This window comes from Spongiivirga sp. MCCC 1A20706, assembly GCF_046524175.1.
Classification (GTDB): domain Bacteria; phylum Bacteroidota; class Bacteroidia; order Flavobacteriales; family Flavobacteriaceae; genus Spongiivirga.
On the sequence record NZ_JBEFZF010000006.1, the window covers coordinates 66,293 to 90,921 of the forward strand.

27 protein-coding genes and 1 tRNA gene are annotated in these 24,629 nt (G+C 35.9%); 9 read left to right on the forward strand and 19 right to left on the reverse strand.

Annotated features, from left to right (window positions below):
- Positions 1-43 precede the first annotated feature (43 nt).
- Complete coding sequence (der, locus tag ABN763_RS14510; protein ID WP_410486212.1) at positions 44-1,345, reverse strand: ribosome biogenesis GTPase Der; 1,302 nt, start codon at positions 1,343-1,345, stop codon at positions 44-46.
- Between the two features lie 154 nt (positions 1,346-1,499).
- Here der and ABN763_RS14515 point away from each other — a divergent pair, with 154 nt between their 5' ends.
- On the forward strand, positions 1,500-2,003 hold the full coding sequence (locus tag ABN763_RS14515; RefSeq protein ID WP_410486213.1) for a GTP-binding protein: 504 nt from the start codon (positions 1,500-1,502) through the stop codon (positions 2,001-2,003).
- Between the two features lie 63 nt (positions 2,004-2,066).
- On the opposite strand, the gene ABN763_RS14520 is transcribed toward ABN763_RS14515, so the two are convergent.
- Entirely contained in the window at positions 2,067-3,590 is a 1,524-nt protein-coding gene (locus tag ABN763_RS14520; RefSeq protein ID WP_410486214.1) for a choice-of-anchor I family protein, read from the reverse strand.
- A gap of 124 nt (positions 3,591-3,714) precedes the next feature.
- A complete protein-coding gene (era, locus tag ABN763_RS14525; protein ID WP_410486215.1) occupies positions 3,715-4,599 on the reverse strand; it encodes a GTPase Era in 885 nt (294 codons plus the stop codon).
- 103 nt (positions 4,600-4,702) lie between these two features.
- Between era and ABN763_RS14530 the strand changes: the two genes are divergently transcribed.
- Positions 4,703-4,870: a Lacal_2735 family protein gene (locus tag ABN763_RS14530; RefSeq protein ID WP_410486216.1), complete on the forward strand. Its 168-nt coding sequence runs from the start codon at positions 4,703-4,705 to the stop codon at positions 4,868-4,870.
- Between the two features lie 45 nt (positions 4,871-4,915).
- On the opposite strand, the gene ABN763_RS14535 is transcribed toward ABN763_RS14530, so the two are convergent.
- Positions 4,916-6,283 (reverse strand): alanine/glycine:cation symporter family protein, encoded by a 1,368-nt coding sequence (locus tag ABN763_RS14535; RefSeq protein ID WP_410486217.1) that lies wholly within the window; start codon positions 6,281-6,283, stop codon positions 4,916-4,918.
- A gap of 86 nt (positions 6,284-6,369) precedes the next feature.
- Between ABN763_RS14535 and ABN763_RS14540 the strand changes: the two genes are divergently transcribed.
- A complete protein-coding gene (locus ABN763_RS14540) occupies positions 6,370-6,948 on the forward strand; it encodes a hypothetical protein (protein WP_410486218.1) in 579 nt (192 codons plus the stop codon).
- The gene (locus ABN763_RS14545) at positions 6,948-7,634 is read left to right on the forward strand and encodes a DUF2490 domain-containing protein (protein WP_410486219.1); all 687 of its coding nucleotides are present in this window, start codon (positions 6,948-6,950) and stop codon (positions 7,632-7,634) included. Before ABN763_RS14540 ends, ABN763_RS14545 begins: the two co-directional genes overlap by 1 nt.
- On the opposite strand, the gene ABN763_RS14550 is transcribed toward ABN763_RS14545, so the two are convergent.
- The 9 genes from ABN763_RS14550 to moaA all read right to left on the reverse strand — a co-directional run bounded on the left by ABN763_RS14550 (position 7,631) and on the right by moaA (position 14,497).
- Positions 7,631-8,518, reverse strand: coding sequence for an AraC family transcriptional regulator (locus tag ABN763_RS14550; protein ID WP_410486220.1), 888 nt, complete (start codon positions 8,516-8,518; stop codon positions 7,631-7,633). The genes ABN763_RS14545 and ABN763_RS14550 overlap by 4 nt on opposite strands.
- 11 nt (positions 8,519-8,529) lie before the next feature.
- Complete coding sequence (locus ABN763_RS14555) at positions 8,530-8,907, reverse strand: rhodanese-like domain-containing protein (RefSeq protein WP_410486221.1); 378 nt, start codon at positions 8,905-8,907, stop codon at positions 8,530-8,532.
- 10 nt (positions 8,908-8,917) lie between these two features.
- Complete coding sequence (locus ABN763_RS14560) at positions 8,918-9,961, reverse strand: flavin monoamine oxidase family protein (protein WP_410486222.1); 1,044 nt, start codon at positions 9,959-9,961, stop codon at positions 8,918-8,920.
- 97 nt (positions 9,962-10,058) lie between these two features.
- A complete protein-coding gene (locus tag ABN763_RS14565) occupies positions 10,059-11,129 on the reverse strand; it encodes a ThiF family adenylyltransferase (protein ID WP_410486223.1) in 1,071 nt (356 codons plus the stop codon).
- A gap of 6 nt (positions 11,130-11,135) precedes the next feature.
- On the reverse strand, positions 11,136-11,609 hold the full coding sequence (moaC, locus tag ABN763_RS14570; protein WP_410486224.1) for a cyclic pyranopterin monophosphate synthase MoaC: 474 nt from the start codon (positions 11,607-11,609) through the stop codon (positions 11,136-11,138).
- Between the two features lie 23 nt (positions 11,610-11,632).
- The gene (locus tag ABN763_RS14575; protein WP_410486225.1) at positions 11,633-12,052 is read right to left on the reverse strand and encodes a molybdenum cofactor biosynthesis protein MoaE; all 420 of its coding nucleotides are present in this window, start codon (positions 12,050-12,052) and stop codon (positions 11,633-11,635) included.
- Positions 12,052-12,294 (reverse strand): MoaD/ThiS family protein, encoded by a 243-nt coding sequence (locus ABN763_RS14580; RefSeq protein WP_410486226.1) that lies wholly within the window; start codon positions 12,292-12,294, stop codon positions 12,052-12,054. The genes ABN763_RS14575 and ABN763_RS14580 overlap by 1 nt, the downstream gene beginning before the upstream one ends.
- A gap of 2 nt (positions 12,295-12,296) precedes the next feature.
- Positions 12,297-13,511, reverse strand: coding sequence for a molybdopterin molybdotransferase MoeA (locus ABN763_RS14585; protein WP_410486227.1), 1,215 nt, complete (start codon positions 13,509-13,511; stop codon positions 12,297-12,299).
- Positions 13,512-13,513: 2 nt separating this feature from the next.
- Positions 13,514-14,497, reverse strand: coding sequence for a GTP 3',8-cyclase MoaA (gene moaA / locus ABN763_RS14590; RefSeq protein WP_410486228.1), 984 nt, complete (start codon positions 14,495-14,497; stop codon positions 13,514-13,516).
- Positions 14,498-14,640: 143 nt separating this feature from the next.
- Here moaA and ABN763_RS14595 point away from each other — a divergent pair, with 143 nt between their 5' ends.
- Positions 14,641-15,753, forward strand: a complete 1,113-nt coding sequence (locus tag ABN763_RS14595; RefSeq protein WP_410486229.1) for an XdhC family protein — start codon at positions 14,641-14,643, stop codon at positions 15,751-15,753.
- 170 nt (positions 15,754-15,923) lie between these two features.
- On the opposite strand, the gene ABN763_RS14600 is transcribed toward ABN763_RS14595, so the two are convergent.
- Positions 15,924-17,108, reverse strand: coding sequence for a cysteine desulfurase family protein (locus tag ABN763_RS14600; RefSeq protein WP_410486230.1), 1,185 nt, complete (start codon positions 17,106-17,108; stop codon positions 15,924-15,926).
- A gap of 91 nt (positions 17,109-17,199) precedes the next feature.
- Between ABN763_RS14600 and ABN763_RS14605 the strand changes: the two genes are divergently transcribed.
- Positions 17,200-18,330 (forward strand): NTP transferase domain-containing protein, encoded by a 1,131-nt coding sequence (locus ABN763_RS14605; protein ID WP_410486231.1) that lies wholly within the window; start codon positions 17,200-17,202, stop codon positions 18,328-18,330.
- A complete protein-coding gene (locus ABN763_RS14610) occupies positions 18,330-18,929 on the forward strand; it encodes an NTP transferase domain-containing protein (RefSeq protein WP_410486232.1) in 600 nt (199 codons plus the stop codon). Before ABN763_RS14605 ends, ABN763_RS14610 begins: the two co-directional genes overlap by 1 nt.
- A 119-nt stretch (positions 18,930-19,048) precedes the next feature.
- On the opposite strand, the gene ABN763_RS14615 is transcribed toward ABN763_RS14610, so the two are convergent.
- Together ABN763_RS14615 and ABN763_RS14620 are read right to left on the reverse strand one after the other, a co-directional pair.
- On the reverse strand, positions 19,049-19,231 hold the full coding sequence (locus tag ABN763_RS14615) for a hypothetical protein (protein WP_410486233.1): 183 nt from the start codon (positions 19,229-19,231) through the stop codon (positions 19,049-19,051).
- A 170-nt stretch (positions 19,232-19,401) separates the two neighbouring features.
- Positions 19,402-19,474 (reverse strand) — tRNA-Met (locus ABN763_RS14620).
- 225 nt (positions 19,475-19,699) lie between these two features.
- On the opposite strand from ABN763_RS14620, the gene ABN763_RS14625 reads away from it, so the two are divergent.
- Both ABN763_RS14625 and ABN763_RS14630 read left to right on the forward strand, forming a co-directional pair.
- Positions 19,700-19,831, forward strand: coding sequence for a hypothetical protein (locus ABN763_RS14625; RefSeq protein WP_410486234.1), 132 nt, complete (start codon positions 19,700-19,702; stop codon positions 19,829-19,831).
- Positions 19,832-19,906: 75 nt separating this feature from the next.
- Positions 19,907-20,671 (forward strand): sulfite exporter TauE/SafE family protein, encoded by a 765-nt coding sequence (locus ABN763_RS14630; protein WP_410486235.1) that lies wholly within the window; start codon positions 19,907-19,909, stop codon positions 20,669-20,671.
- Here ABN763_RS14630 and ABN763_RS14635 read toward each other — a convergent pair whose 3' ends face one another.
- The 3 genes from ABN763_RS14635 to ABN763_RS14645 all read right to left on the reverse strand — a co-directional run bounded on the left by ABN763_RS14635 (position 20,672) and on the right by ABN763_RS14645 (position 24,534).
- Entirely contained in the window at positions 20,672-22,405 is a 1,734-nt protein-coding gene (locus tag ABN763_RS14635) for a patatin-like phospholipase family protein (RefSeq protein ID WP_410486236.1), read from the reverse strand.
- A gap of 92 nt (positions 22,406-22,497) precedes the next feature.
- Positions 22,498-23,262, reverse strand: a complete 765-nt coding sequence (locus ABN763_RS14640) for a TIGR03915 family putative DNA repair protein (protein ID WP_410486237.1) — start codon at positions 23,260-23,262, stop codon at positions 22,498-22,500.
- A gap of 9 nt (positions 23,263-23,271) precedes the next feature.
- The gene (locus ABN763_RS14645; RefSeq protein ID WP_410486433.1) at positions 23,272-24,534 is read right to left on the reverse strand and encodes a putative DNA modification/repair radical SAM protein; all 1,263 of its coding nucleotides are present in this window, start codon (positions 24,532-24,534) and stop codon (positions 23,272-23,274) included.
- Between the last annotated feature and the right edge of the window lie 95 nt (positions 24,535-24,629).

The window sequence follows — 24,629 nt, forward strand, 5'->3', positions numbered from 1 at the left end:
TACCAATCGATAAACTCACATCTATTTACAAAATTGCAGTAACCTATTTCTTGCGCATATAAACATCTATTGGCACCCCATGGAAATCAAAATGTTCGCGAAGTTGATTTTCAAGAAATCGTTTATAGGGATCTTTCACATATTGAGGTAGATTACAGAAAAAAGCAAATTGTGGCTGTTTTGTTGGAAGCTGTGTAATGAACTTAATTTTTACATACTTACCCTTGTACGCCGGCGGTGGTCTGTTTTCTATTATAGGAAGTAGCGTATCATTTAATTTACTGGTGGCAATTCTTTTTGACCGGTTCTTATAAACTTCAACCGCGGTTTCTATCGCTTTAAAAATTCGCTGTTTGGTCAAAGCTGAAATAAACACGATAGGAATATCAGTAAATGGCTCGCACTGCTTTCTGATTGTTTTTTCAAAGTCTTTTGTGGTATGATTATCTTTTTCTACCAAATCCCATTTATTCACCAAGATCACAATACCCTTGCGGTTTCGTTGAGCCAGCCAAAATATATTTTGAACCTGACCGTCAAAACCTCTTGTAGCGTCAAGCACCAATAGGCATACATCAGCATACTCTATAGCCCTAATGCTTCGCATTACCGAATAAAATTCAAGATCCTCTTTTACTTTACTCTTACGTCGAATTCCTGCGGTGTCTACGAGCTTAAAATCGAATCCAAAACGATTATATTTGGTGTCAATGCTATCTCTAGTAGTGCCAGCAATATTAGTAACCACAAAACGATCTTGACCAATTAGTGCATTAATGAAAGATGATTTTCCCGCATTGGGTCTACCCACCACCGCAAAACGTGGTAATTCTTCATCATCTTCTTCCTGTGTCTCAGGCAGTTTTTCCACAAGCGCATCAAGCAAATCACCTGTACCACTACCGTTGGTGCTGGCAATGGTATAATAGTCTCCAAGTCCCAAGTTGTAAAACTCAACTGCATCCGAAGCTCTCTTACTATTGTCAACCTTGTTTACTGCTAAAAAAACAGGCTTTTTAGCCTTACGCAATAAGTTGGCAACATCTTCATCCATTCCAGTAATACCCGTTTCAACATCGACCATGAAAATGATTACATCCGCTTCGTCGATAGCTAACTCTACCTGTTTGTCAATTTCTTCTTCAAATTCATCATCAGACCCCACCACATAGCCGCCGGTATCAATCAGTGTAAATTCCTTCCCATTCCAATCAGATTTACCATAATGTCTGTCTCTCGTAACACCACTAACTGAATCAACAATCGCTTCGCGACGTTGAATCAACCGATTGAAAAGTGTCGACTTTCCTACATTAGGTCTTCCTACGATTGCTACAATACTCATTTATCGTGAATTTAGCCGCAAAGATAGTTGAAACAATTGAAGGAAGATAGAAGAAGTAAACAGGAATTTGTCAGTATTAGAATATGATAAAAGTCAACATTGGTTTTAAAAATTGTCCTTATTTTCAGAACTGCTTTATCAATTGCATATACAAATGCTAAATAACGAAATTGTACTTAGGCCTAGATTCCAGCTGGATTTTGAAGAGTCTAATGAAAAGCTGCTTCAGATTTTCGAAAGTAATTATGATTCAGATAATCGCTTTTTGGTAAAGCGCGTTGATGACCATGTATTTATTAAAATGAATGAAAATGAGGCTCATTTTTGGTCGCCACAACTTCACCTAGAGATCAATGCTACCGATGAAGGTTCTTCTAAATTGTATGGTCTTTTTGGGCCGAACCCTACCCTATGGACATTTTTTATTTTTCTTCACTTTGGCATAGGTACCATATTCATCATTTTTGGTATTTGGGCATATAGTAATTGGAGTTTAAACATTTCATATATACCACAAATAACTTTGTGCATGTTGATGGTACTTCTATGGATTATATTGTATGTTTTTGGTAGAATAGGAAAATCAAAAGGAAAAGAACAAATGCAATTACTTTATGATTTTATGATGCAAAAACTTCGTAATGAACATATTAAGTAGTAAAAGTAAAGGCACATATTTTTAACAACATGTGCCTTGGGCTTAAATGAGAAGAATAATATATTATTGGTTTTCGTAAATAGTAACTGTACCGCTATCTTCATTACTAACCACCAACAATGCTTTTCCGGTAGGACTCTGGTTTGCAGAAATTGCTAGTAAGCCTTCAGGTGCTTCATCTCCAGGACTTGATAAAATTTCAATAAATGAAGGTGCTAAAGGATCTGTAATATCATAGACCAAAGTTTGATCAGTTCGTTCAAGCCCTACAAATAGAATCCATTTTTTGTTTTTGATGTTCAAAACTTCAACACTTTCGGGTTCTGCTCCTTTATCATCACTTCGCTTGTCATTATCATTGAAGCGATCAGGAGTAAGGTCTAAGGTTCTGAGAGCAATGTCATTTCCGCTATCATATAAAAGACTCCCATCAGGTGACCATATGGAGAATGAACGAGCACCATAATTATAAATTTCATCATAATCCCCATCATCATCTGTATCGCCTAATGTAGTGGTTACTTTTATTCTTCCAAGGTTTTCCTCCATTAGTAAAACAGCAGCATCAGGGAAAACCGTAGCATCAAGGATAAGATCATCAGCACGTTCTTCTTCTGAGAAACCATCATAATCTCTGGCGTCGCCTTCATTTGCAGTAATTATATATTCGGCACCATTAATATTTACATATTCAATTGCATCTGGCTGATACATACCGTAGAGAGGCCAATTTAAAAGTTCCTTCTTGTCATCTTTATCACTAGCATCGATCTCATTTCCAATGATTGAGTAATCCTTATATCCTAGGGGATAAATAGCTTCTATTTGTTTGGCTTGTAAATTAACCCTTGCAAGACCGTTATTTTCTTGTAAACTAACCCATGCTGTTTTCGAATCTTTTGATATTGTAATGTACTCGGGCTCAACATCAGTAGCAAGATCAGCACCAGGTCCAAATACTCTAAATCCGTTACTTTCTAAAATAGCTTCCTGACTATTAAATGCATCAAAAGTAAGATCAGTCACCTGACCTGAGTATACATTAATAATGCTAATAGAACCTTTAGGATCTATGGTATATTCATCATTTGGTTCACCTTCATTTGCAACAACAATGTAGCGTCCGTTTGGTGAAAACGTAACCATGTCGGGTAAAGCCCCTACATTAAATGTGTTCAATAAAGTTTGCGTTTTTGTACTGAATAATAACACAAATCCGGGATCTTGTTTAATAGGAGCTTCAACTGCCACTGCCATAATACTTTTGGCAATTGCAACGCTGTTTGGTGCTCCATAACTTGACAAGTCTATTGATGGTAACTGTATTGGGTTGTCAATATCTGCAATACTAAATACCGATAGTTCATTAGACTCGACATTAACGGTAAACAATTTTTGATTGATAACGTCATAGGCTGTAATCTCCGCAGCACCTTCACCCCCTACTTGAATTGTAGTTCGTACTTCAAAATCTATCGCAAGAGGATCGTTACCTTTCGGACCACCGCCACCAAAATCGTCCAAACGGTTACAAGCAAAAACAGCAAACAAAAGGGCAAACGCAAATAATCTGTATAAAATTTTCATTAATGGTTGGAGTTAGTTAACACCCTCAAAGATGAAAACCTTATGTAAACAATATGTTAGTTTAAGTGAAACATATCTGCCCCAAACCATTACACACCGTGAAGAAATTGTTACTTTGAACAAATCATGATTGGTTATAACCAAAACGCTTTAACTGCTTTTGATTACTGCGCCAATTTTTGTTCACCTTTACATACAATTCTAGGTGAATTTGTTTCCCGAAAAATTGTTCCAAATCTTTACGAGCCTGCGAACCTACTTTTTTAAGCATGCTACCTTTATGCCCTATGATAATACCCTTTTGTGTTTCGCGTTCAACCATGATCACCGACCTAATCTTGATTATTTTATCGTCTTCAACAAACTCTTCCGTATCAACCTCAACGGCATAGGGAATTTCTTTTTTATAGTTCAACAATATCTTTTCACGGATTGCTTCATTTACAAAAAACCGTTCTGGTTTGTCTGTTAATTGATCCTTTGGATAGAATGGCGGCGACACTGGCAATAGACTTATTAATTTTTGGAGCACCTCTTCAACTCCAAAATTTTCAAGTGCTGAGATCGCATAAATCTGAGCATTTGGCACTTTTTCTTGCCAAAGATCAATTTGTGTATCAAGGAATTCTTGGTCGGTATTGTCAATTTTGTTGAGCAATAGTAGCACGGGAATTTTGGTAGTAGTGATTTTTTTGAAAAAGGCTTCATCTTTAAGATCTTTTTCACCTACCTCAACCATATAAACCAGCACATCCGCATCATCAAAAGCCGACTTTACAAACTGCATCATCGATTCTTGTAACTCATAAGCCGGCTTGATGATACCTGGAGTATCAGATAAAACCACTTGAAAATTATCTCCGTTCAAAATACCCAATATGCGATGTCGGGTAGTCTGTGCTTTCGATGTAATAATGGATAATTTTTCACCCATCAAGGCATTCATCAAGGTTGATTTTCCAACGTTTGGATTGCCAATAATATTTACGAAACCTGCTTTATGCACCATACGGCAAAAATACATTTTATAAATATTTTAGCATTTATCATCCTTAACCACTTGTAAATGTGACGGATAATTTTGTAAATTCACTATATCAAAACTACTAACGATGACTTTGGATAAAAACAAAGCACGCCGAAAAGAACGATTACTAAAGCGTTATAAAGCGTTGATGAAGGAGGCAATTGCCTTTTCTAGAATCAATCGTGAAATGAGCGCTCAAAAATCGCAAAATGCGTATCGAATTTTAGACGATATTGAAAATTTGCATGGTTAATCGTTACTTCTTTTTCTATCAATAGGGCGCCTAGAAAAAGGTAGCCTAAATTTCTTTTTGTCTTAAAGTATTGGTATATAATTTCATTTGCTTCGTGATTCTAGGTGCCAGGTAGATAACGGCAATCATATTAGGAATACACATTAACGCGTAAGCGAGATCGATTAAATTCAGTACAAAATCTACAGACGCCACTGCAGCCCAGATAATGGTAACCACATAAAAAATATTATATCCAATAGACATATTTGATTTAAACAAAAACGACAAACACTTGGTACCGTAATATGAATAGGTAAACATTGTTGAAAGCGCAAACGAACTAACAATAATCATGAGCAACACATCTCCGTAGCCAAACAACGTTTTCTTAAAGGCAATTAAGGTCATTAATATACCGTTACTTTCGGCTTCCAAGTGCGCTCCACTAATAATAATGACTACTGCGGTTAATGTACAAACCACAATAGTATCAATAAAAGGTCCAAGCATAGCTACCAAACCTTCTTTTACCGGTACGTCTGTTTTAGATTGACCGTGATACATGGGTGCACTACCCAATCCTGATTCATTACTGAATACCGCTCGTCTAACACCCAGAATCACCATACCCCAAAACCCTCCTTGCACCATGGTATTAAGATTAAAAGCCTCCGAAAAAATGATCCCTAAAGATGGTAATATCTGATTAGCATTCATTATCATAATAAACACAACTGCGATTAAATATAATAACACCATAAACGGAACAATTGCAGTAGTTACTTTGGTAATTTTTTTTAGTCCCCCGAATACTACAAACGATGTAATGATGGCACATACCATACCAACAATCCATTTCCAATTAGCCACCCCAACATCTACAATTGAAATATTAGGCTGAACCACATTCATGAAGGTCTGCGTAAACTGATTTACCGTAAAAACTGCTAAAAAACCAATCAAACCGGCTAAACAGAAAAAAATGGCAAGTGGTTTTGCCTTTTTACCTATACCTTGAGTAATATAATACATAGGTCCAGACAGTATCCCATTTTCATCATCATTATCCCTATACATAACTGCAAGACTACAGGAATAAAACTTAACACACATACCAATAATGGCAGTAATCCAGATCCAGAAAACGACACCTGGCCCTCCTTTATAGATTGCTATCGCCACGCCAGAAATATTACCAAGACCCACTGTAGCTGCAACAGCAGCCGACAACGCTTGAATATGACTAACTTCCCCAGGGTCATCTTGATTATCGTATTTACCTCTTGTAATGTTAACAGCGTGTCTAAAATATCGATACGGTAATAAGCGGGAATGAATAGCGAGGTAAAGACCACCTCCGACTACAAAAATGAGCATAATCCATTCTGCAAATGGGATAAGGCTTGAAATAAAATCTGAAACTGTCTTCATAAAATTATCTGGTTAAGATAGGTATTTCAAAGAAATTTAAACGCGTAGGCAGTATATTTATAAAAACAATTTAATCGCTTGTAAACTTGAATATAATCACGTGCCGTTTCATATTAGTCATTCTTCTAATCGGTTGCAGCAGCTCGATTGTGGCCCAGGAAAAACTTGAAAAAGAATACCGAATTCGCCTAAACCAAGTCCCCCAGCCAGCGTTAGATTATGTCTCTACATATAACTTTCAAAAAGTAAAATGGTATGCCGAAGAAAGCTTGAAAGGTATTTCTATTGAAGCAAAAGCACGAACAAATAAAAAGTACTTCAGCATCGAGTTCGATAAAAATGGAATTCTGGAAGATGTAGAGATCACAATTAATAAAGCCGTAATAGTAGGCGATGCAAACAAGAATATCAATCAGTACCTCGATGAAAATTTTAGACGATATCGTATTAGAAAAATACAACAACAATTTTCCGGAAACCCGAAAGATATTCGTGATCTAATTAAAAATAAGACCATTAATCCTGTTACGATAAAATATGAGTTAATTGTAAAGGGAAAAGATTCCTCAGGTGTTTATTTATATGAGTTATTATTTAATGATAAAGGAAAATTAGAACAACGGTCAAAAATAATTTTCAGAAACTCAGATAATTTAGAATACTAATGGAATTAAGAGCTTTTAAATTTCTCTTTATTAGTTTCTGTTTGCTGATTAGCGCAAATATAGGTGCTCAGGAAAACCGTCAATTTGGAATGTTACCCGCCCTGAACTTAAGAAAATCGCTTCACAATAATTGGAAGCTAAATTTCAAGGTCGAGTCACGTCAACAATTTTCAAAAAAAAATAACGGGATTAACCAAAACTATGAGTATCTGCTAACAGACTTATCAGTAATCGTGGCTAAAAAAATAGGTCTTAATAATTCACTGGCATCAGGTTATCTAACAAGACTGGAAGATAGTAGTACGTCACATCGATTCATTGAGCAATTTACCATAGTAAGAAGATATAATGGTTTTCGTTTATCTCATCGCTTTAGAGCGGATCTTACCCTTAATAATAATGAAAAGCCTGAGACAAGATTTCGATACCGTATTGCACCAGAAATACCGTTATCCGGACTTGCTGTTGACGAAAACGAATTCTACTTAAAAATGAATAATGAATATGTACTAAGCTTTCAAAATCGTCAAGAGGACCTAGAAGTTAGATTAGTATCAAGCTTGGGATATAGACTCTCTAAAAACAATCGTTTTGAGCTCGGTCTTGATTACCGTATAGACAACTTTGTTAGTAACAATACTAGAAGTAGGTATTGGCTTTTACTTAACTGGTATGGCAGCATTTAGGAAACTTGTTTCATGCTAGATAAACGATATTGACCTGGGGACATTTTTAAATGACGTTTTATGTATTTTACGAAATAAGAAGCGTCATCAAACCCTAGCTTATAAGCAATTTCTGAAATTTGCAGGCTGGTAAATTGTAGTAATCGTTTTGCCTCTAAGACAAGACGCTCAGAGATAATAACAGAAGGTGGCTTGCCGACTACTTGCTTTGTAATTGTGGTTAATGTTTTAGAGGATATATTAAGTAATAAAGCGTAATCCTTAACCGAAAGTCCTTCGTTAAAATGGGCTTCTAATAATTCTTTAAACTGAAAATAGACCACTTCATATTGGCTATTAAATGCAAAAGATTGTCGGGTATCGTTTTGGTAAATTCGCTCTAAAATGATCAGAAATGACTTCAATAGAAACCGGATAATCTCTTCATATCCAAATTGATCTCGTCTCTTTAATTCCAATTTAATAAGATCAAGATAGGTTTCTGCCTTTTTTGCAACTTCTTGTCCTATTGAATAAAACGGTTTTTCTTCAGATTTAAAAAGTTTATACTTTAGAAAAATATCAACATCAGAATGCATGAAAAAACTCTCGTTAAAATGAATCAAAGCTCCTTCTATCTCTAAATCTTGATCAAAAGCATGAACTTGATCTTTAGAAATAAACAAAATGGTATTGGGTTGTAGATTGTACTCTTTAAAATCAACAAAGTGCTTACCTCTTCCTTTCGTAAACCAAATTATTTGATAATAACTATGTGAATGGGGTCGTGCTGCTTCATTTAAGCTCTTCTTTCGATACTGATTTAAATCATACAACTCAAACTGCAATTTTTCAGGATGCTGTTTGTGTAAATGATATTTTGCTATTTGATCTGAATTTGACAAGACCTTCCTAACTAATTTGTTGACTTTTTAGTCCAGCCCTTGTAACCCGGCGAAAAATCATAGATCTCTTTAAACCCCAGCTCAAGTAAGATAGTACTCGCCTTTTTACTTCTGCCACCGGCATGGCAATAGACATAGATTGGTTTTTGAGGATCAAGTTTACCAACTTTTTCTTTAAAGGTATCTTCCTGCAACACATCAATATGTAAGGCGTTCCTTATAAAACCTTTTTCATATTCAGCAGTTCTTCTAACATCCACCAACTGGACATTTTCTTGTTTTATTTCTTTTTCAAAAGTTGCAATATTATCGATAACTACGACCTTACCTTCCTGCGAACAGCCTATTAAAGGAAGTAAGACAAAAATGTAAATGAGAAAGTTTTTCATTCTTTAATTTCTATTTTAAAAATTGTTCAACTACTTGTTGTCCTCGCATTATAGCACCATCCATGTAACCACCAAATTCGGTAGCAGTTTCGGAACCTGAAAAAACCAAACGATCATTCATGTACCTTTTTTGAAATACCGGATTCCCATATTCAGGGCTTAAATACACCGATTTTATGGTCTCGCAAGATGTATGTCTATCTGAAGACCAATCTTTTTCATCGTAAGTTACATAATTCAACACCTCTTCGCCTAAATGCTTGTTCAAATAACTTAGAATTCGCTCCTTTCTTTTATCTGATTCGAGATCTCTCAATCCTTCATTAATAAACCCCATCAGGCTAAACTTATTTTCACTTTCATTTGTATGATCATATAGTTCAGTAACCGCTCCAACCTGCCCAATGATTGTACCGGAAAATCCTTTGTCTCGCCAAAATGGGCATTCAAATGTTAAGCCTACCTTCATCGCATTGCTCATCCATGTATGAGTTCGTTGCATTGCCGCTTCGACAAATTCGGGTAACTCAGGTTCATATTTAATTCTGGCTGCAATCCTGGGCGGAATGGTGCAAATTACTTTTTGAGTTAAAATCTCCATCTCCGGTGTGGTAACAACCAAACCATTTTCTACCTCAAGAATATTGAGTACGTTTTGACTTAACTGAATTTTATCTAAAAAAGGTTGTGCCAATGTATTGATCATCCGTATAGATCCTCCGCCAATACGGTATGCTGATGGAACAGAAGTATCACTTTCAAACAAATGTGACGGCGCCATTGAATTATAAACCAAAACACTAGTACCTTTTACATATTGATGAAATTTTTGAATACTGAGGTCATCTAATAATTTGACAACATTGGTATGGTGATTTTGAAACCAGGCAGCTCCGAAATCCACCGCATTTCTCGTTAATATCCGTCCTCCTATCCGATTTCTTGACTCGACAATCATAAAGTTGTCTATCCCATTTTTCTTAAGATAATAGGCAGAGGTAAGTCCTGACAACCCAGCACCTATAATCAAAAAATCAGTTTTGCATTCCTTCATAGCTTATAAACTGTAAGCAAAATGCTAAGGTATTTGCTTTCATTTATAGTGGATTGAATTTATAGGATAATTAATGGTAATTATGGGAAGAGCCTACTCAGTTACTAGTTACCCTCTGAAGTGCGTTATAACCGCCTTCTACATTGATAAACGTTGATTCCGGATATTCCTTTTGAAGTTGATTAATCGCTTTAAGGCTCCGAACTCCGGACTGACATATGCAATAAACTGGCTTTTTAAAATCAATAAGATTTGCATATTCGTTGATTTCATTTAAAGGAATATGGATGACATCTTGTAAATGGTAGGTATCATACTCCTGTTTAGTACGAACATCTATACATTGTATGCTACTATCCATGATAAGATGCTTAAATGCAAAAGTATCAATTGTTGAAAAGGGCACTTCACAGCTAAGATCATACGAATCTTGAAGCTTGTCAATTCTCAAGTTCTCGTCAACCCTTTTTATACTGAACTTGTGATATTGCTGATCAAGAGTATTGACTATGAGCAATTTTCCAGAGAGCGGATTACCAATTTCAGTTAGTACCTTTACCACCTCTAAAGCTTGCAAATTCCCTACAATACCCGGTAAGATTCCAAGAACACCTTGTTCATTACAATTAGGAATTTCTTCAGCCTTTGGCATAGTGGGAAAAAGGCAACGATACGTTGGTCCTTCTTTATGGTTAAATACACTTACATGACCTTCAAAACTATGCAATGCGCCGTATATGAATGGTTTTTTAAGAAGAACACAAGCATCATTTACTAAATAACGTGTTGGAAAGTTATCCGAAGCATCAACCACCAAATCGAATTTTTTAATGATCTCAATGGCGTTTGAAGTATTTAGTAAGGCATTATACCCCTCAAATACAGTATCACTATTTTGAGCTTTAAGCTTTTCAATGGCAACCAGAACTTTCGACCTATTTACATCTTCTTCTGTATATAACACTTGTCTATGAAGGTTACTTAAACTCACTACATCATTATCAATTAAACCAATGGTACCAACACCCATCGCATTTAAATATTGTAAAACGGGAACGCCTAACCCGCCAGCACCAACAATCAGTACTTTTGCGTTATGTAATTTATCCTGAGCACGTTGCCCAAAACTTGATAAAGTGGTCTGCCGTATGTAACGATCTTCGTTCATTTTGTTTTACCGAGCAAAATCTGATTTTCCACCAGTCTTTTTGTCTAAATGAATATCTGTTATATGAATATCATGAGAGAGTGCTTTGCACATATCATAAATGGTAAGTGCTGCTACCGATACACCAGTCAATGCCTCCATTTCAACACCAGTGCGTTCATTGCATTTTACCTCGCATTTAATGGCTAAGCCTTCAGGAATAGGATCAATTTCAATGTTTATTTTTGATAACGGTAGTTGATGACATAAAGGAATTAAATCAGCTGTTCTCTTTACAGCCTGAATCCCGGCAATTATTGCTGTTTGGGTGATACTGCCCTTTTTACTTAAAAAGTCTTGACTTTTTAATGCTGCAAAAACTTTTTCAGGAAAAGTCACTTTTCCTGAAGCGATGGCAACTCTAGTAGAAACAACCTTATTTGAAACGTCAACCATTGAAGCATTACCGGAGTTATCGATATGTGAGAGTTTTTTATTCATGTTCATGTAAAATCTGTAATGCCCTAGGGAGTTGAAGATACCCAAACCGTTTTATTTTCAAAAAACTCCTTCTTCCATATAGGAACTCGCTCTTTTAAGGTATCAATTAAATAGCGACACGCTTCAAAACAAGGGTTACGATGAGCCGATGAAGCGCCAACCATTACAACAGGCTCTTCAATTAGCTTTTTACCTACTACATGATGCATCAAGACTTTATTCAATTCCCATTTTTCGGTTGCTTCTTTTGCTATTGATTGCATTTCTTTAAGTGCCATTTTCTCGTAGGCTTCAAAGTCTAGCGCCTCAACAGTTTCATTTTGTGTCACATTACGTACACTTCCAATAAACACACAAACACCACCACTTTTGGGATGTGATAGCTGTTTATAGGCAATTGCTGTATCTATATTATCAACTATTTTTATTTCTATACTCATCATTAACCGCCGCTTACTGGTGGAATAATCGCCACCTCATCACCATCATTTACTTTCATCATATCGCTAGCATAATTACTGTTTACAGCAATAGCAAGCGATGATAACTCCTGAAATTTTGGGTACTGTTGAACAATATAATTTTTTAGTTCACCTACAGTTCTAGGCGAATTAGCTCCATCTTCCACTTCTAGGACTGATTGTCCGACAATGTCTTTCGCTATACCAAATAAAAGTATATTCATTTTTATAACTCATTTCTATAATAAACAAACGGATACGTTTCTCCTTTTTTAAATACTGTTTTCCCTTGGGGCAGTATCAGAAAACCGTCTGTATGAACCAGGTTCACAAAATCGCCAGATCCATTTCCAAAAATGGGCGTTGCATGTAAAACCCCATCTTCTCCGCTATGCACTTTCGCTTCTGTAAAGAACGTTAGATCAGGTTTGAATTGAATATCCTCGGATAAAGCCACATAGGTTTCAGACGCCTTAGTCCCTAAAGAAGCTCGAATCCAATGACGAATATATATATACAAACACACAAACGATGAAACTGGATTTCCAGGTAAGGCAAATACAGGTTTGCCATCATCTGAAGTTCCGAACCAAAATGGTTTTCCAGGCTTTTGTTGTATTTTATGAAAGTGCTTTTGTACTCCTAATGCGGTAAGTACATCCGGTAAAAAATCGTATTTCCCCTTAGAAACTCCACCAGTAATTACCAAAAAATCATAAGTCTCTAGTAAGACTTTGATAATTTGTTCCATTTCAATTTTATTATCAGGCAAGTGCTTTAAATCGCATGGCACTCCCCATTCGTTTAAAGTATTCTTGATACCATAAACATTCGATCTTCGTATTTGATGGGCTAAAGGTTTCTCGTGTACATCAACCAATTCATCACCAGTAGAAATAATAGCAGCCTTGGGCATTTCTATTACTTTCAAATAATCTTTCCCGATTGCGGCAGCCACATTGATCTCAGCACTTGACAACCGTTCTCCTTTACTCTTAACAACTGTTCCTTGTTTGATATCAACACCCTTAAAATGAATATTCTGCTTTTGTTTTACGGTGTCTATCATGATGTTAGCGACGCCATTTTCAATGGCTAGGTCTTCATAGCGAATTACGGTATCGGCATTATTAGGTAAGATACCTCCTGTCATGATCTCTATACAATCATCCCGATTAATTAATGTTTTTTGTGGTGATCCCGCGGCCGCGGTTTCTTGAATAGGTAATTGTAGAATCCCACTTTCAAAAGAACTGTAATTTATTGCTATACCATCCATAGCAACTCGATCATAAGGAGGAAAATCACGGTCCGCAATCAAATCTTCAGCAAGAAAGCAGTCACCCGCTTCGGTAATTGGGACACTAACTATTGGAAACTTTCGGACTTGATTGGCAATAGTCTCTAGCGCTTCGGTAAATGTGATAAACGTACGCTCCATAGCTACCCTCCTATTACGCTCATACTTTCAAGATGATCGTGCTTTGTGTTCTTCATTTTTTCGGCAACAAAACCGTTTTCAGGTTTCAGCTTTACTAGTTCCACAAATTTTTCAGTTAGTTCTTTATCGGTAACCCCTGAACGCATAAAATCCCGAATATTAAATACTCCGCTATCATACAGACAGCTTTTGATATCTCCTTTTGCAGTTATTCGCAATCGGTTACAGGTATTACAGAAGGTTCTTGAAAAGGCAGGAATAATACCAACATCCCCTAGAAAACCATCGATTCGATAGCTAGTGGCTGTATCTCCGTGTTTACCTTCTTTTTTATGAAAATCAGGATACTTTTTTATAATGGTATTATAGATGTCAGTGGCTTTAAAGACCGTTTTATTCTTTTTGTACCCTCCATTAAAAGGCATTTCCTCAATAAAACGAACAGAAACAGGATATTGCTTTGCCAGACCGACTAATGGAATAATATCTTCTGTATTTATATCATTCATCACCACCGCATTAATTTTAAGCTTAAAACCTTCTTTCAAAAGGGTATAAAAAGTGGACATTACTTTATCAAAATCATCCCGTCGGGTAATCTTCTTAAATCGCTTAGCATCTAAGGAATCTAAACTTAGATTTAGCTTGGTAATTCCCATTTCTTTTAGCTTGGGAATTTGCTTTGTCATTAAGGTCCCATTTGTAGTGATTCTGATATCAGGATATTGATCAAGGGTATATGTTTTTTCGAGTAGGGTCATGAAATCCTTTCTTAAAAAGGGCTCGCCTCCAGTAAATCGTACTTTATTAAAACCAAGATTCCCTAAAACGTTTAAAAGGCGCGTGATTTCTTCATAGCTTAACAAATGTGCACTTGGTTCATACGGAACACCTTCTTTGGGCATACAATAAAAACAACGTAAGTTACATCTATCGGTAACTCCGATTCTTACATAGTTAATCGACCTGTTAAAACTATCTTTCATTTAGATTGAGAAAATCTTTTTCTATTTAAAAGCCTACTTTTATGTACCTTTTATCGAAAGAATGAATTTACGATATTTATTAGGTTAAACTAGGATCATAATCGAATAAATTTTTCATAAAAAAGCTTTAGAGTCATCAATCAATGAAAGAAATAAAATCCATTTTATCATTATATAAATCCCATAAAGAACAAGATGAAAAATGCGCAATAGCACAAGTTGTTCGGGTAGAAGAATCTTCATATCGAAGAGAAGGTGCACGAATGCTTGTTTATGAGTCAGGGGTTTTTGAAGGTGGGATAAGCGGCGGTTGTTTGGAGGGTGATGCACTTAAGAGATCACAAATAGCGATTTTAAAAGACAAGCCGTCTATTGTCACCTATGACACTTCTAAAGATGACGAAAATGAAATCGGCGTAGGACTGGGGTGCAATGGTGTAATCGATGTTTTAATATCTCCTATTAATCAGAAAAATAGCGCATTGTATGCACTTGAAAAGTGTATTTCCGCGAGAAGAACACATATTATCGTAACAATTACTGCCCATAATCATCAGCGTTCTAATGTTATATTAGGAGGAACTTTTTACTATAATACAGATACTAAGCTTCTAGAAAATTGTGATGATCCTGAGCTAGAAAAAAAAGTTGTAGCGGATGTTGAAACAGTGCTTAGCACTAAAAAATCACGAATTTACCACTACGATTATGATGAGCAGCAAGTAAGTGTATTTATTGAATATGTCCCTGCGCCTTTTCATCTTGCCATTTTCGGGGATAATTATGATGTATACCCTATGATTGACCTGGCCTCGGTTTTAGATTGGGAAATTAGCCTAACAGGAAATCTTCAAAAACTTAAAAAAGATCGATTACATACTGTAGCTAGGTTATTCACAAAAGAGGATAACCCATGGACAAATATTGATAATCGTACTGCAATCATTTTAATGGCCCATGATTATAAGACTGATCTAAATAATCTTAAAAAAGCGGTAAAAACTAGTGCACCATATATTGCTTGTTTAGGACCTAAAAAAAGATTTGACAAAATGAGAAAAGAGCTTTTAGAGACTGGTGAAGATTTGAATGCATCAGATTTTTCTAGAATTTATGCCCCTTGCGGATTAGAAATTGGCGCAAATACTCCGGAAGAAATTGCAACCAGTATTTTTGCAGAAGTACTTACTGTTTTTTCAGGCAAAAAAGGTGGCTTGCTGCGTGAAAAGAAAGGTCCTATACATGAGCGGAACTAAGATTTAAACAACTTCAGCATTTTGGTTTTACTTTCTATTATTTAAAATTATATTGAATCAAAATTGTCATTTCGAGTGATTTTCGATAGAAAATTGTATGAAGAAATACAATGTTAATAGGTAAAAAATAGTTCTCGAACTCTCTACTCTGAACTTACAACTCTTAACTCTCAAACTCCTCTCCGTTCCCACATAATATTCTCGGCCCGTAAGGATACTACAGTCTTTTTTACCGAATTGATGATACTTTCAACATCATTTTCAGTGGTATAACGACCGAGGCTAAATCGGACACTCGCCATGGCCAATGAATTCGAAATACCCATTGCTGTAAGTACATGAGAAGGATTCACTGCTGCTGAATTACAAGCAGACCCATTAGAAACGGCAATTTCTTTACTCAATGACCGAAGTAGTTGTTCACCATCTACATACTCAAATGAACAGTTTAGAGTATTTGGCAATTGATCAGTATTGCCACCATTAACAATAACAGATTCTATTTCAGTAATTCCTGCTGCTAAGAGATTTCGCAACCGCCTTAGTCGCTCTTTTTCTTCATTTAGATTGTTAAAAGCCAAAGTAACCGCTTTTGACAAACCCACAATACCGGGGTTATTGTAGGTTCCTCCTCGCATCGATCGTTGTTGTCCCCCTCCGTGAATAAAAGGCATTAACATTTGAGCTTTATTCTGATTCACATAATTAAATCCAACACCTTTAGGCCCATATATTTTATGCGCTGAAAAACATGCAAAATCTATCTTAGTAAAGAAGTTATCCAATGCCAGCTTACCTAGCGCTTGTGTGGCATCAGCAAAAAGCAAACATTCGTTCGCTTTACAAATTTCTGATATATCGTCAAGAGGTTGTATTACTCCGGTTTCATTATTTCCGTAAAGTATAGCAACTACTAAAGTTTGGTCAGTAACAGTCTTTTCAAGCTCTTGTAAATCGATAAGCCCATCTGAATTAACTGAAAGATAAGTTATCGATGCTCCTTTTTGTTCGAGATAACTACAAACATCGATCATAGCCTTATGGGCTGTTTTAACTGTTATTATATGTTTTTTCTTGTTCCCATCTTTAAAAAAAAGTCCCTTTAAAACGGCGTTTATACCCTCAGTAGAACCAGAGGTATATACTAACTCCCGCACATCAATTCCTAGACATTTTACGATGTTAGACGTAGCCTCATCTATCGCATCTTTTGCAAGCCAACCGAAGGCATGATGCGCACTAGAAGCATTTCCAAATTCATTGACAAAAAAAGGCAACATTGCTGTTATCACCTCCTCATCGCATGGCGTAGTCGCATTGTAGTCTGCATATATTTGAGAATAGGATGAACCCATATGAGAAAATTACTGAAAAAAACGGTAATTTAGTTAGACTAACCTCAGTTTTGAATAAAAAAGAGAGATTAACAAACATAATTGCCCAAATATGAAGCATCAGAAACATGCAAAATTAACAAAGCCCGATAGTGGGTTTTTCGCTAGTAATGAGATAAGCCTTTTGGGAAGTAATTGTGGTAGAATTCAAAGAATAGCAAAATCGGCCGCCAAACATTTAAAAGGTGATTTCACCGTAGCCTATGTAGATGCGGACCACGCTTCACATGATGAAGAAACTGTTGAGCATAGAGAGCCGTTTGCAAGTATGCTAACTGACAAGATTTCACATCATCAATTTGACATACACCCAAAATCTAATTTTATTCAACAGCAAAGTGTTTTTGATGCATGTGATCTTACCCTTGTAAATGGAAATCACGAACGCGCCAATAATCAGATTGTTATTATAGATGCTAAGAAAGAATCTTCATTAGACAAACGCAGTGCGGCGCTTACCAACGTCATCGCATTTATTGGAATTGACGATAAAGACATTCCGGATTACATCAAAAAACTTATTCCTAATTATAGTGAACTACCCATTTTTATTGAAAAGGATGAGGATGATATTGCTAGATTTATTCAAGAATTTATAATTAAGAAGAAACCCAGATTAAACGGACTTATTCTAGGTGGAGGTAAGAGCACAAGAATGGGAATTGATAAGCTTACCCTGAATTATCATGGGACCTCGCAATTAGACTATTTGAACGATTTGTTAAAAACAGTCTGTGATGATGTATTTGTTTCTCTAGCAACTGATCAAGAAATTAAGAATACCATCCTCGATACTTTTGTCGGACTTGGCCCTTATGGTGGAATCTTATCAGCTTTTCAGAAAAATCCTAATACCGCTTGGTTTAGTGTTCCTTGTGATGTGCCCTTATTGGACAAAAAGACAATTGACCAACTGGTTTCACAAAGGGATACCAGCAAATTGGCCACCTGCTTTTTTAATTCAGACACACAATTTCCTGAACCACTGATTACCATCTGGGAACCCCGTGCCTATCCCGTTCTATTACATTATCTTTCTCAAGGATATTCTTGTCCCAGGAAAGTGTTAATTAACACTGATGTTGCAGTTATCAAATTAACAGATGAAAAAGTACTTCTTAACGCAAATACTATTGAAGATCGGGATTTTGTGACCAACTTACTTTCAAACGGAACCTCTTAATGCAGGTTGATAGTCATATCACAGCTATAGTACTTACAGCTGGACTTTCTTCACGAATGAACCGCTGTAAATTAAGTTTACCGTTTAAAGATCATACCATCATTCAAGAAGTGATCATGCAGCTTTTAGGAACATCTGTTAGTGAAATTATTATCGTTACGGGGCATTATAGAGAAGAAATTGAGACTCTTATTCCAACAGACAAGCCTATACAATTGGTTCACAACTCCAACTATGAAAAAGGCATGACGACCTCCATTCAATATGGAATACAAGCAGCAAAGCACACGACAGAAGGATACATGATTTGTTTGGGTGATATGCCGTTTATTCAAACTGAAGATTACAATAGTATCTTAAAGCAATTTCTTAAGCACAGTAACCAACAAACTATAGTGCGTCCTTTTTATCAGAATAAACCTGGAAACCCGACTATTTTCAGTCATCATTTCAAAGATGAGATTCTAAATTTAGACCATATGGACGGAGCCAAACCCTTATTGAAAAAGTTTAAAGGTTCTTTAGTAAGGCTCGAGATGGAAAATGATAGTGTAATTAGGGATATTGATACACGGCTAGAATATGATAAAATTAAATAGTCATTACAATTGCAAAAACTAGTTGTTTCGATAGGTATCGTTATATGCCTTTATAACGGTAACAAGCCACCCAACGAAGAAGATGGAAACGATTACAGCATATATAATTACTATATCCATTATTTAGCTCTTTTAAGATAGATCATGAAGCCTAAAATGGTCGGCGCCCATAATCCTATAAAAATTGCATCAAGTTTATTGCCAGATATATAAACGTACTCTGAGACAACAATGATAGATAACACCACTAATAATAAAACAAAATTGGCAACACCTATCTGGTTAATAAAACTTTTGATCATTTACGTTAACAAGATTTTATGAAATTTAAGCATTTAAATACAGAATACCAGCCAATTCAAGAATTAATTTGTTATTCAAAGGTCCTTAATTGATAAAAAGTAATTCCTTCTCTTGGTATGTTCAAAAATGGGCACAAAAAAAGCCAAATACTTTCATATTTGGCTTATTGTAGCGGGAACAGGACTCGAACCTGTGACCTTCGGGTTATGAGCCCGACGAGCTACCTACTGCTCTATCCCGCGATATCGACTGCAAATATACAACCATTTTATATTTACACAAGACCAGGCATTAATAAATTAATCACAATATCGAATAGGCATCAATAGAAAAAAAAGACAGCCACTAAATAGTTTGTAATTTTTAAACCATTTGGACGACTATAACCTAAAATTTTATACAAAAATTTGGGATTCTAATAAAATTTAGTAATCTTGTATTCAAGATAACCCCAAATTATCCGACCAATGAAAAAATATGTAATCGCCATTTTGGCTTGTGCTTTGTTAATTCTGGCATATGTTGTTGAGCAAAAAGACATCGCTCAAGAACAAACTAATCTTCATTCTACAGCTACAGTTTCAAATACTATTACCTAGCGGTTCTGTTAAATTTTAGGTTTACTTTTAGTGAGATTTGAGATATCTTTGACTTAAATAACTCATTGAACGAAATTGCAGTACGCGCTGTTTTACCAAAATGACATTTCAGATACTGCATGGGCAGCAGCTGTTATTGCTTCAATTATACTAGGGATTTCCAAATCAGGAATTAAAGGTATTGCCGTTATCATCGTTACATTAATGGCGATTTCATTTGGAGCAAAAAGATCGACCGGGCTTATTGTACCCTTACTAATCGTTGGAGACATATTTGCTGTCGTTTATTATAACCGTCATACCCAATGGTCCATTTTAAAACGCTTTCTACCCTGGATGATGTTTGGTGTCATTGTAGGTGTATTAGTTGGCAAAGACATTCCTGAAGCGCTTTTCAAAAAATTAATGGCTATCGTTATCTTACTGAGCGTTATCATGATGTACTGGTGGGACCAAAGAAAATCAAAAAAAGTTCCCACACATCCTACTTTCGCCGCTTTTATGGGTACCATGGCCGGTGTTACCACCATGATTGGTAATTTAGCAGGGGCATTTTCAAACATTTTTTTTCTAGCTATGCGATTACCAAAAAATGAGTTTATTGGTACTGCTGCGTGGCTTTTCTTTTTCATCAACTTATTTAAGTTGCCTTTTCACATTTTCGTTTGGAAAACGATTACGATCGAATCGATGATTGTAAACATGAAATTAATTGTTCCTGTTGTAATTGGATTAGTTTTAGGAGTACGTCTTGTTAAAAAAATCAAAGATCATTTTTACCGGAAAATGATCCTTATTCTTACCGCCTTAGGAGCATTGATCCTGTTACTAAAACAGTAACTATTTCAATAACTCGCCTTCTTTAAGTTCTTTTTTAATCATACCAATAACAGCTTTATACATTTTACCTCTTAAAAAAAGCCAATTAGCAATTTTAAAAAAAGTATTATCAATTAAACCATTACTGACCTTTTGAAGTCTTTTTTTAATTGATTTCTTATACTTTTTTTCAAAGTGCTCAAAATTTACTGAAGGAAATGGGAGTAAACTGATCTTAGCATCGGCACCATAAGTATCTGTATCGAGTTGCTCATCAAAATTTTTTAACACACGCATATCAGGAATGATAGGAAAATGCATATTTCCCGTTTCGTCTTTGGGTTTATCAGAAAAACGGAATCTTGAAGATGCTTCATCAGTTATACCTACTCCCAATCGATCTTTTACAGCACCAAGTGCTACCGAAAAATGATATCTAAGGAAAGCCTGACAGTTGTACCGTCCCAATTGGTAGTCGTGTTTTCGTAAATCTGCACTTAAAAAACCTGCGAAACCACTAATAGGAGCAGAAGCAAGCACATTTTTGGCAAGTTTAAAACTTCCGTTGCGTTCTACTTTTCTTACAGGTTCTATCAAAAACTTAGTTCTATTTTTCAAGTCCAGCGCATCAAGAATCCCGTCCTGATTAAACATTACCTGATTTCTAAGTGATTTAAACATTCCAGCAGCAATATCCAATATGCCATTGCTTTCACTTTTACTGGTATCAGTATCTTTATTAGGAAAAGGATCAACCATGATAACGGCATATTTGCCATTATCAAAATCTTGTTTATCCATGCGCTCTCTAAGGATTTTTAAACCAATTCCATATGGCTCATTGTTTATGAGACCCCCATCGATACTATTAAAAGTATATGTATCACCTTCTATTTCTTGTGCAGTTATTCCTTCTCTATCTCCAAATAAATATCTAGGAAAACGTTTAATGTACTCATTTGATATCGTAATCTCCCTTGACTTCAACCCAATCGGAAAAGCAGCAGTACTTAATGTGGCGTCTCGCAAAGCACCAATATCTTTTTCATCTTTAGGATCTATCACATAAAACAACTCATCTCCACCATCAGGGATACCACTTTTCAAATCGCCATTAGCGATTTTATATCTAAAAAAACCTCCATGTGTAGTTATGACCGTTCCGTTATCATCATTCTTGTTAGCGCCACTAAAATCCACCTTGAAATTAACTCCTCTTAAATTAGTTGTGGTTAACACCAAATCCAATTCCTGAGAAACATAAGAGGGGAAAGTAATTGAATCCTGACTACTCACGACCTTCAACGCCTTATCCGCAATTTCTTCAATAGCATCTGTATTAAGTAGCGAAGGAACTTTATCTTTCAAATCATCATTTCGTAACATTTTTTCAAGTGTATCGCCTCTACCATTGTCAGCCATGGTTACCCAACTTTCATAAAACTTATTATTAACCCCATTTGGGTTATTCTCGTTATATGGCCTGTGGTTTTTGTCAAGCAACGACAACATTGTAAGAGTCCCTGTAATCCCTCCGGCTGATGCACCACTAATAACATCGATTTCAACATCATGCATAGGAATGCTCTTGTCATAATCAGGATGCCCTTCTCCCAAACTTCGATTCTTTTCCTTGGCTTTTTCCCAAAGTTCAAGGGTTTCTAACAAATAGTCAACAACACCGCCAGTGTAGGAACCGGCAGAAACGGCTCCTGCCATGGTAATACATAATCTAAATTTAGGTTGATCGGGCATAGCTTAAAAATTTATTGATGATGAAGATACAACCTAGCCGCGATTTAGCCATCAGGGCTTTTCCCTAAAAACAAACCTAAATAACCCCCATTTTAGCCAGGCTGTTTTTCACTTAAATATCTCCAGTACCGCTTAGGAACATGACGTTTATGCAACTTCATATTCTTTCGACTCTCGATATTCGTCGAGTCAAAATAATCTTTCCATAGCTTTTGATATTCCGTCTCTGATTCATCTAACAAACTAATATCATCAGTGCTTTGATAATTAGTATCCTCAAAAACGATGGTATGCACCTTCTGTAAATCATAGTGAATTCCATATTTACGTTTTTTATCATAAATAACCCATTGCTGATCTGCATATCGATCTTTAAAGTGCTTTTCTATTAACGGAATAACGTTAAAATCTGGTGCTATCTCTGCGAAATAGTAACCGTCTTTAGTCAATTTAAACCTCACAAAAGCTTCCATACGGTGTTTTTCCCTTCCTACCATTTGTGCAATTTGCGACACTCTTAACACATCTTTATTAGAATAATCAATATTTACAAAAGACTCTGTGGAGTACGCATAAATAATGTACCTAAGTAATACGTTTTCAATACCTTTTATCTCACTTAAAAAAGCTTTACGTAATTGATTTGCCCCCATTTTTGTCGCCTTTAGATTTAATGAACGCCAAACTCTTTTTGCTTTAAGAAGATCGGTTACAATATCTGTTGTATTGACAAACATATCCGGTTGATAATGTTTAGGTTTTACAATCTTTGCTTTGTACTGCTTTTCTTCAAAAACCTGATATACTGTAGTTAAAAAACCTTCGAATGTACCGTCGTATAAATAAATTGCTTCCATAATGTATCGTTAATTAAACAGACTTAGTTGATTATTGTAAAAACCTTGATATTTGCTATTCGTTTTCTGTATAATAAGACTTCGTATTTGTGCCGATGTAAGATCTCTTTTTTCGAAGTCTACCGAGTTGCAAATAAGAAAATAGCGGGCTCTGTTAAGAGCCACGCCTATTTTCTTGAGATGATCCCAATTCAAACCCCTAAACTTTCTTGCTTGTATAATTTTATAAACAGATTGCATTCCTAACCCTGGTACACGTGCTAGCATTTGCCTATTTGCAGTATTCACGTTTACAGGAAAATAATCCAGATTACGAAGTGCCCAACTCAACTTCGGATCGACTTCCACATCAAGATTAGGATGCGGTTCATTTAATAACTCTTGTACTTCAAATCCGTAAAACCGAAGTAACCAATCAGTTTGATACAATCTGTTTTCACGTAGCATGGGTACCGGAGACCCCAAAGATGGCAACCTGCTATCGTTACTTATTGGCACATAACCAGAATAATACACCCGCTTAAGCTTAAAATTCTTATAAAAGAAGCTAGATGCGTACATGATATCTTTATCGCTTTCCCCACTAGCGCCAACGATCATCTGTGTACTTTGCCCTGCGGGTGCATAAACCGGTGTACTCTTTATTATTTTCTTTTCGTTTTTATACTTTACAATCTCATTTTTTACCGTATTCATCGGCTTTAAAAAGTCTTCTCGTCTTTTATCTGGCGCGAGTAACTTTAATCCTTTTTTAGTAGGTATTTCGATATTCACACTCAACCTATCAGCATACAATCCGGCCTCATACATTAATTCATCTGAGGCGCCTGGAATAGACTTTAAATGTATATACCCGTTAAAATTCTCTTCTTTTCTAAGCTTTTTAGCCACCGCAACCAACCGTTCCATTGTGAAATCAGCATTCTTAAAAATGCCTGAACTTAAAAACAACCCCTCTATATAATTGCGGCGATAAAAATTGATCGTTAAATCGACCACCTCTTGTACCTTAAATGCCGCTCGTTTTACATCATTACTTTTTCTAGTCACACAATACGCGCAATCAAAAATGCAGTGATTTGTAAGCAATATTTTTAATAGCGAAACACAACGTCCATCTTGTGTATATGAATGACAAATACCCATTTTAGATGCATTACCAAGACCCTTATTCTTATTCTTACGATCACTACCACTCGATGCACATGACACATCATACTTAGCAGCATCTGCCAGAATATTTAATTTCTCATTAATGCGATCAAAAGACATTCGCTTCTTGGATTTTTTCCAAATATATGGAATTTTTCCTAATAAATGGAAATAATCCAATAAAAAATTGGAATTATTCCAAAAATTCATAACTT

Excerpts from the sequence above, each read along its gene's own strand:
- der (WP_410486212.1), bottom strand. The coding sequence starts at position 1,345 with ATGAGTATTGTAGCAATCGTAGGAAGACCTAATGTAGGAAAGTCGACA.
- ABN763_RS14515 (WP_410486213.1), top strand. The coding sequence starts at position 1,500 with ATGCTAAATAACGAAATTGTACTTAGGCCTAGATTCCAGCTGGATTTT.
- ABN763_RS14520 (WP_410486214.1), bottom strand. The coding sequence starts at position 3,590 with ATGAAAATTTTATACAGATTATTTGCGTTTGCCCTTTTGTTTGCTGTT.
- era (WP_410486215.1), bottom strand. The coding sequence starts at position 4,599 with ATGGTGCATAAAGCAGGTTTCGTAAATATTATTGGCAATCCAAACGTT.
- ABN763_RS14530 (WP_410486216.1), top strand. The coding sequence starts at position 4,703 with ATGACTTTGGATAAAAACAAAGCACGCCGAAAAGAACGATTACTAAAG.
- ABN763_RS14535 (WP_410486217.1), bottom strand. The coding sequence starts at position 6,283 with ATGAAGACAGTTTCAGATTTTATTTCAAGCCTTATCCCATTTGCAGAA.
- ABN763_RS14545 (WP_410486219.1), top strand. The coding sequence starts at position 6,948 with ATGGAATTAAGAGCTTTTAAATTTCTCTTTATTAGTTTCTGTTTGCTG.
- ABN763_RS14555 (WP_410486221.1), bottom strand. The coding sequence starts at position 8,907 with ATGAAAAACTTTCTCATTTACATTTTTGTCTTACTTCCTTTAATAGGC.
- ABN763_RS14560 (WP_410486222.1), bottom strand. The coding sequence starts at position 9,961 with ATGAAGGAATGCAAAACTGATTTTTTGATTATAGGTGCTGGGTTGTCA.
- ABN763_RS14565 (WP_410486223.1), bottom strand. The coding sequence starts at position 11,129 with ATGAACGAAGATCGTTACATACGGCAGACCACTTTATCAAGTTTTGGG.
- moaC (WP_410486224.1), bottom strand. The coding sequence starts at position 11,609 with ATGAATAAAAAACTCTCACATATCGATAACTCCGGTAATGCTTCAATG.
- ABN763_RS14575 (WP_410486225.1), bottom strand. The coding sequence starts at position 12,052 with ATGATGAGTATAGAAATAAAAATAGTTGATAATATAGATACAGCAATT.
- ABN763_RS14580 (WP_410486226.1), bottom strand. The coding sequence starts at position 12,294 with ATGAATATACTTTTATTTGGTATAGCGAAAGACATTGTCGGACAATCA.
- ABN763_RS14585 (WP_410486227.1), bottom strand. The coding sequence starts at position 13,511 with ATGGAGCGTACGTTTATCACATTTACCGAAGCGCTAGAGACTATTGCC.
- moaA (WP_410486228.1), bottom strand. The coding sequence starts at position 14,497 with ATGAAAGATAGTTTTAACAGGTCGATTAACTATGTAAGAATCGGAGTT.
- ABN763_RS14595 (WP_410486229.1), top strand. The coding sequence starts at position 14,641 with ATGAAAGAAATAAAATCCATTTTATCATTATATAAATCCCATAAAGAA.
- ABN763_RS14600 (WP_410486230.1), bottom strand. The coding sequence starts at position 17,108 with ATGGGTTCATCCTATTCTCAAATATATGCAGACTACAATGCGACTACG.
- ABN763_RS14605 (WP_410486231.1), top strand. The coding sequence starts at position 17,200 with ATGAAGCATCAGAAACATGCAAAATTAACAAAGCCCGATAGTGGGTTT.
- ABN763_RS14610 (WP_410486232.1), top strand. The coding sequence starts at position 18,330 with ATGCAGGTTGATAGTCATATCACAGCTATAGTACTTACAGCTGGACTT.
- ABN763_RS14615 (WP_410486233.1), bottom strand. The coding sequence starts at position 19,231 with ATGATCAAAAGTTTTATTAACCAGATAGGTGTTGCCAATTTTGTTTTA.
- ABN763_RS14625 (WP_410486234.1), top strand. The coding sequence starts at position 19,700 with ATGAAAAAATATGTAATCGCCATTTTGGCTTGTGCTTTGTTAATTCTG.
- ABN763_RS14635 (WP_410486236.1), bottom strand. The coding sequence starts at position 22,405 with ATGCCCGATCAACCTAAATTTAGATTATGTATTACCATGGCAGGAGCC.
- ABN763_RS14640 (WP_410486237.1), bottom strand. The coding sequence starts at position 23,262 with ATGGAAGCAATTTATTTATACGACGGTACATTCGAAGGTTTTTTAACT.
- ABN763_RS14645 (WP_410486433.1), bottom strand. The coding sequence starts at position 24,534 with ATGTCTTTTGATCGCATTAATGAGAAATTAAATATTCTGGCAGATGCT.